This is a genomic window from Phormidium sp. FACHB-1136 (genome assembly GCF_014697375.1).
Lineage (GTDB): Bacteria > Cyanobacteriota > Cyanobacteriia > Phormidesmidales > Phormidesmidaceae > Nodosilinea.
On sequence record NZ_JACJRS010000162.1, the window covers coordinates 1 to 6,846 of the forward strand.

The window sequence follows — 6,846 nt, forward strand, 5'->3', positions numbered from 1 at the left end:
TAAAGCTGTTGTAGGATCAAGAGCTTAAACATCAAAATGACATCGATTGGTTTGCGGCCTGCATTGCTTTTGCGGTCTTTTTTATGGAGCGATTCTAGTTCATCTCGAAATAATTCCCAAGGAATAATGTCATTGAGATATTTTAAGGTTTTATTTTTGTTGAGCAATTCCTGCTGGCGTTCCTCAAAGTCCCAGAATCCTTTTTGTCCCATAGTCCTGATGAGAAATGAGTGATTTATATTATCTATGATCTCATCTTTTTGTGTCTATCGACTATCTCTTTAAGAATCCAAATACTAATGATCAAATATTGGACTATTAGCAAATATTTCAGGAGTTTGGATTTCGGCGTGAGTCTCATTGTGAGACAGTGTCTTCAGTATTTTTCGAGGTGCCCATAAGTTCCAAAACCTGGGTTGTTCCAAAAACCTAGAATCTCTTTAGGTCACGTTAACGAGTTGTTACCTTTTGCCGCCTGACCGTGGCAGCAATGTATCCGCCGTTACCGTTTATGGCCATATCTCCGGCTGAGTAGTTCTGGCAAAGTATTCTGGAGAAGGCGCTACAATAGCAATGATGGCTGCAACTATCGAAAATATACGGAGAAAGGTCGCTGAGGATCTGTTTGAGTTCTCTAAGCACGCCGTTGATCAATCTATCATTCGTGGAATTTTGGTGCGGGAGGTCAGAGAAGCCGTTGCCAATGGTCGCATCATCGAAGACTACTCTATCAATGACAACGATGTGGCAAGAAACCTTAGGCGAAAAGCAAGTTACTTATACCCTACACTTAAACGGTCAAATGATTTTGATTGAAAATGTACCTGCTCGTGTGAATGAAGAAACGGGTGATCAGTTTTTCTCTCCGTCAACGGTAGAACGCTTGCAGAAAACAGTTTTGGAACAGTCAAAACCTGATCGCTTTGTGCAAGTTCCTGTTTACAACTACTCAAACAGTACAGCATAATTCCCATGGCCATTTTCCCCATAGAGGGCCAACCCATCGTTTGCCAAGAGGAACTGAAACAGCTTTTACGAGAGTTTAAATCACAGCGGGGAGAAAGTCTTCACCTCACGGGCCTCGGCTACTTTGGCTCCTAGGCTCGTGGAGAGGATGGCCCTGACAGCAATATTGATATTGTCTTCAAAACAGACTATCCAAATCTGTTGCTGACCTCAGCCCCAAGCCCCAAGCACACACCAGTTCTAGGGTGGTATTTCTGGAATGAGTTGGGGTAGCGGGCGAAGCCTGAAGGACACTTTTTGCTGTTAACGCTCCATGCCAGGCAGGTAAACCTGCTGCTAGCAACGGCAACGCAATGCTTCTGGTGATCATAAATGCAGCGACCATAGCCCCCCAAAAGACCAGGCCCATGGTTAGCGGAGAGTTGGCGAGTCGTTGAGCCATGGCGGTGCATCAACTTGGGAAGGCCACTGACCCACAAGGGCCAACCCCAGGACGGGGGAGGGCTGGATCACGGCAAAAGAGCATGGTTATGATCTACCGAGGCTAGAACCTCAGAATCCTCTGAAACCTCGTATCCGCCCTAGGTTATCTGTGGTATCTTTTGCGCAGTTTCCTAGATAGTTCCGCTATCTTTCCTGGATAGCCCAGCTATCTTCATCTGTGGCCCTGTTGTTATGAGCGAGATTCCGGTGGAAAAGATTTCGGTTGGTATTGTTGGCGCATCGGGCTATGGCGGCGTGCAGTTGGTGCGGTTGCTCACGGAGCATCCCGCCGTGGATCTGACCTACCTGGGTGGCGACAGCAGTGCCGGACAGGACTATACCGAGATTTACCCCCACCTTGTCGGACGGGTGGATCTAAACGTGGAACCCGTGGATTTGGAGGTGATCGCCAGTCGTTGTCAGGTGGTGTTTTTGTCCTTGCCGAATGGGTTGGCCTATAACATGGCCCCTCTGCTGCTAGAGAAGGGCTGCAAGGTCTTGGATCTGTCCGCTGACTACCGCTTTGACAATCTGGATACCTACCAGGCTTGGTACGGTGGAGATCGCCATGACCACGGCACAGCGGCCCAGGCGGTCTATGGGTTGCCGGAACTGTTTCGCGATCAAATTCGCACGGCGCGGCTAATTGGCTGTCCGGGCTGCTACCCCACCGCCAGCCTATTGGGGATTGCGCCCCTGCTGAAGCAAGGTCTGGCCCAGCCCGAAACCCTAGTCATTGATGCCAAATCCGGCACCTCTGGCGGCGGACGGGTGGCTAAAACCGGGATGTTGTTAGCCGAAGCCAGTAATTCCCTCGCCGCCTACGGGGTTGCTCGTCACCGCCACACCCCAGAAATTGAGCAAATTTGCAGCCACCTGACCCGCAACGAGGTCTTGGTGCAGTTCACCCCCCACTTGATCCCCATGGTGCGCGGCATCCTGTCCACCATCTACGCCACCCTGCGCGATCCCGGCCTGGTGCGCGACGATCTGCTCACCATCTACGGGGCGTTCTACCGGAGTTCCCCCTGGGTGACGGTGCTGCCCAATGGCATCTATCCCCAAACCAAATGGGCCTGGGGCACCAACCGCTGCTTCCTTGGCCTAGAGACCGATCCCCGCACCGGGCGCGTCATCGTCATGTCTGCCATCGACAACCTGATGAAGGGCCAAGCCTCCCAGGCGGTGCAGTGCTTCAACCTGATGATGGGGCTGGATGAATCCCTGGGATTGCCCGCCGTCACCTTCTATCCTTAGGGATGAAACCCTAGCTGTGATGGCGATTGAGCTTCTGAGAAAAAATCCGAAAGGTATCCAGGTTATCTAAGGGGTCGATGATGATGTCCTCGGATGACTTGGCCGTGGAGGGAGCATTGATGCGGACGAGGTTGTACTCGATGTTGTCGGTGTAAATGGCAAAAGTAACCCGAAACACCTCTAGGAAATTAATCACCCACTGGCATTCCTCCGTGGGGAATTGCTCGTAGTAGCGGATCAGGTCGGCAATACGCACCTCTAGATAGATCTGGGAACTGCGGGAAATGAGCACCAGTTTTAGGAGCACAATGGCGAGGGTGAGGGCATTACCCTGGGACAGCACCAAACTAAACAGCGGCGAGGGGGTCTGCCGATTTTCCGTCATCAAGCAATCGATGACTCGGTTGCTGGTGCGCAGCAGCAGGGACGCATCCAGGGGATCGGCGTCGTGTTCGGGGTAGAGGGTGGTTAGGCGGGACTGAAGGTGGTTGTAAATCTTCTGGGAAATGGGGTTGCTGCGGACGGTGTAGAGCAGGTACTTGGGCAGCATCACCTTAAAGTTGCCGTAGGAGGTGTCTTTGGTCTGCTCTAAAAACAGGTTGGCCAGGTTGTGGTAGGTAAACTCCCCTCGCTTAGCCACGATGGCTTTGATCAAGCGCAGGACGCTGTCCCCCAGGGCAGTAGGGTTTTGCACCGTTTGGCGACGCGGCAGAGCCGATTGACTATGGGCCGTATACAGGGCCAGGTCAAACTTAAATTTCTCCTTGAGGCGGCGGGAGAGCGCCTTGGCCGCCTGTCGCTGCTCGATGGAATTGGCCTCGTTGACGTACTGGGGTACCAGCAAATAGGAGGTGTAGCGGTTTACCCAGTCCCCTGGGCGGTTGATGGTGCGCTCCTCCGAGAGGCGGGCCGCGAAGAGTTTGAGTTCCTCAAAGTCTTGGCTGGCAATGAAGTTTTGCACCCATTTCCGAAGCCGCTTGAGGGTGGGAGAGAGGGTACGTCGTTGCAGCAGGGGATCCTCAAATACCTGCACTAAACCCTGCACCGCATCGAATCGGCGGGCCATCTCCCAGTTGTTGACCAAAATATAGCAGCATCGCTTCAGGGTATTGCGAAACTCGGCCTCGTCGTTGGCAAATAGAATGACATGCATGGCTGGCACAGCCTGATCGCTCACCGATTCGGCATGGTGGATAAAGAGATGGCGAAACTCCTCCAGAACATCCTCCGGAGGCCAGTGCTTCACAATATCCAGCAACAAGTGGTAGATCGCCTGCTGAGCCTGTCCCAGGCTCAATCCGGGCTGAGGATTCCATTCCATGGAACGGTAGCTCAATACAGTGTTCGTTGACATAAGCCAGGTTCCTTGACGTTAGCCCGGTTCCTTGACGGAAACGAACCCCAGAAATGATCACCTAGGATAGCCTAGACCACCGGACTCGATTTCCGTCAACACCATTGATCTAAACAGCAGAACTTCTACCGATTCCTGTCCACACTATTGATCTAAACAACAAAATTTCCATCAGCTCGTTAGGCCAAGCGGTTTGCGCAATCCATATCTCCGCAATATCCCGGTCACCCCCATGACAATATCGTGTCCCCATGGCGAGGTTTGATAAGTATAAACTAGCACGCCACCTTGAAAAGAAGGGTGATTTTATGTAAATTCACGTACTAAACTCACTTAACACCCTAGGAATAGCTCCAGTCGAAACGCCTCATCCGCTGTTTCTCCCAGGCGACCTCCACCCTTGGCGTGATCCGCTAGGCCAAGGGTGGCATCACCGTCTCGTGACTGATCCGCTTGTCCCTAGGCCAGTAAGCTGCGTAGCATCCAGGCGGTTTTCTCATGCACCTGCATCCGCTGGGTGAGCAAATCGGCGGTGGGTTCATCTTGGACGGCCTCCACCGCCGGGAAGATAGACCGTGCGGTGCGTACCACCGCTTCTTGGCCCGCCACCAGTTGCCGAATCATCTCCTCGGCACTGGGCACCCCATCGGCTTCCTCAATGGAGGAAAGTGTGGCAAAGTCCTTGTAGGTGCCCGGTGCCGGAAATCCTAGGGCACGAATGCGTTCGGCGACCAAGTCCACCGCCAGGGCGAGCTCGTTGTATTGGGCTTCAAACATCAGGTGCAGGGTTTGGAACATTGGCCCGGTCACGTTCCAGTGAAAGTTGTGGGTCTTGAGATACAGGGTGTAGGTATCTGCCAACAGCCGCGCTAACCCGTCGGCGATCTCCTTTCGCTCTTTGTCGCCAATGCCGATGTTGATGGGCATTTCGGCGGTTTCCACCGCTTTTTTCTTAGCCATGATGCTCTCCTTTCGGTCGGGGCAGGAATGGTCTCACCCCATGGATATGTCCTAGATGGGCGCGATAATCTACGCCACCTGGCTAGAATCCTAGCCCTAGCCGCGAACGAGGGCTAGCCATGCCCCCAAAAAATTAAGGAACGTGACGTAGCTAGGCCCGCCCTAGCCCGCCGAAACCTGGGCTCCCGCCGTTTCTAGCCCGAGCACCTGGGCCGTGACCGTCTGGCCTTGGGTATGCCAAGCCGCCGCCATGGCATCGCAAACCTCGGTGGCTTGGGCCGTTGAGGTGAGGGCCAGGAGGGTTGGCCCCGCCCCACTAATGACCAGCCCGTAGGCTCCGGCCTGCTGGGCGGCTTGGGCTACGTCGGTATACCCCGGAATCAGGGCTTGGCGGTAGGGCTGGTGGATGCGGTCGTTCAGGGCGGTTCGCAGCCAGTCGCCATTTCCGGTTTCCAGCCCTCGCAGCAAAAGGCCCAGGTGGGCGGTGTTGAAAATGGTATCGGCGCGGCTGTAGGTGGCGGGCAAAACCCGGCGAGCTTCGGCGGTGGAGAGTTCAAAATCGGGGATCACCACCACTGGGGTAACCTGGCGATGCCAGGGCACTGGGCAAAGGACAGTTTGGCCCTCCTCTGTCGTAACGGCCAGTTGACAGCCCCCCACCAAGGCCGGAACCACGTTATCGGGGTGGCCCTCCATGGCGATGGCCATGGAAGCAAGGGCGGCTTGGTCTAGGGGCTTTTCGGCCAGGGCATTGGCTCCCAACAAGCCCCCGACGATGGCGGTGGAGGAGCTGCCCAACCCACGGGCTAGGGGCACCGCTAGATCAATCGCTATGGCGACAGCGGGCACCGCCAGCCCCCGCTGCTGAAAGTAGTAGGCGAAGGCTTGGTAGGCCAGGTTTGAGGCATCGGTGCTAACCCGGTCGGCCTCTTGGCCCTGCACGGTAATCGCCACCGTGCCAGGGGGTTGTTCTAGGGCCGCGAAGGTGAAGCGATTGTAGATCGTCAGCGCCGCCCCTAGACAGTCAAACCCTGGGCCAAGGTTGGCGGTTGTACCCGGTACGGTAACGGTGACAGGGGTAGCCACAGGACAGCCTCCAATCGCTAGAACATTGCTAGAAACATAGACAAGGTCAGGATGTTAGCACCTTTTGGGGTGTCCTTAGCCCAAAGAGTTCGGAGCCGCCCACCTCCTCGATGGCCGCATTCCCCACGCCCTGTTGCTGGAAATTTTCAGTGACCTCGGCATCGGCTCCATGATTGTGGCCTCAGAGTTTCGCGGTTAGCGGTCTGGTGAGCTACCAAGGTTGGTTGGGTGCAGCCTGTAGGGTGCATTCGCGAAGCAATGCCCCAAAGCCCTAAAAAATAAACTTTTGTAACTTCTGAGACGTTAGCCGTTAGGCTCCATTGTTCCTTGGGGGCACCTCGAAAAATCCAGATTTCCCTAGGAGTGACAACGTGATTCCAAGGTTTCCAGCTTCTCGAAAGCTGCCAAATGGTAATTAATCGAGGTGCCCTTAGCTCGACTTTATCCAATTAGGCAGCATGGCAAAGTAACTCGGCCCAGATGTCGAAGATAGGGCGCGGGACTTTAACGTACTCAAGGTCATCTTGCGATGTCTGAAAAAGCCGAGAGGCCCATAGATAGCGCCGGACAAAGGCCAAGGCATCAGCAAAGGTCGGGTGTTGCTTGATGTACCAGGCGGTATGAGGTAGGGGGAAGGTAAATTGGGGGTGCAGGCGCTGGGTGAGGAGCACGACGAGGGAGAAGAGTGAGAGCAGGGCCGGTGTAGTGCGTAGGATTGCTAAGTCAGACCACTGTCGCTG

7 protein-coding genes and 2 pseudogenes are annotated in these 6,846 nt (G+C 54.5%); 4 read left to right on the forward strand and 5 right to left on the reverse strand.

Features of this window, described 5'->3' with window-relative positions:
• Positions 1-212, reverse strand: a pseudogene (locus H6G62_RS25300) (IS5/IS1182 family transposase); the annotation flags it as partial.
• Between the two features lie 530 nt (positions 213-742).
• Between H6G62_RS25300 and H6G62_RS25310 the strand changes: the two are divergent.
• The 3 genes from H6G62_RS25310 (at position 743) to argC (ending at position 2,706) form a co-directional block, all read left to right on the forward strand.
• On the forward strand, positions 743-967 hold the full coding sequence (locus H6G62_RS25310; RefSeq protein ID WP_242052275.1) for a hypothetical protein: 225 nt from the start codon (positions 743-745) through the stop codon (positions 965-967).
• 5 nt (positions 968-972) lie between these two features.
• Positions 973-1,101, forward strand: a complete 129-nt coding sequence (locus H6G62_RS28455; protein ID WP_277883060.1) for a hypothetical protein — start codon at positions 973-975, stop codon at positions 1,099-1,101.
• A gap of 540 nt (positions 1,102-1,641) precedes the next feature.
• Positions 1,642-2,706 carry an N-acetyl-gamma-glutamyl-phosphate reductase gene (argC, locus tag H6G62_RS25315; protein WP_199325238.1) on the forward strand — a complete coding sequence of 355 codons (1,065 nt, stop codon included), beginning with the start codon at positions 1,642-1,644 and terminating at the stop codon, positions 2,704-2,706.
• Between the two features lie 10 nt (positions 2,707-2,716).
• On the opposite strand, the gene H6G62_RS25320 is transcribed toward argC, so the two are convergent.
• From H6G62_RS25320 to thrB, 3 genes are all read right to left on the reverse strand, one after another.
• On the reverse strand, positions 2,717-4,060 hold the full coding sequence (locus H6G62_RS25320; protein WP_190500370.1) for a hypothetical protein: 1,344 nt from the start codon (positions 4,058-4,060) through the stop codon (positions 2,717-2,719).
• A gap of 459 nt (positions 4,061-4,519) precedes the next feature.
• On the reverse strand, positions 4,520-5,020 hold the full coding sequence (locus H6G62_RS25325) for a Dps family protein (RefSeq protein ID WP_190500372.1): 501 nt from the start codon (positions 5,018-5,020) through the stop codon (positions 4,520-4,522).
• Positions 5,021-5,182: 162 nt separating this feature from the next.
• A complete protein-coding gene (gene thrB / locus H6G62_RS25330) occupies positions 5,183-6,106 on the reverse strand; it encodes a homoserine kinase (protein WP_190500373.1) in 924 nt (307 codons plus the stop codon).
• A 94-nt stretch (positions 6,107-6,200) separates the two neighbouring features.
• Between thrB and H6G62_RS28130 the strand changes: the two are divergent.
• Positions 6,201-6,305: pseudogene (locus H6G62_RS28130) on the forward strand (acetylglutamate kinase); the annotation flags it as partial.
• A 250-nt stretch (positions 6,306-6,555) separates the two neighbouring features.
• Here H6G62_RS28130 and H6G62_RS25335 read toward each other — a convergent pair.
• Positions 6,556-6,846 (reverse strand): hypothetical protein (locus H6G62_RS25335; protein ID WP_199325224.1); only part of this gene is annotated, 291 nt, incomplete at its 5' end.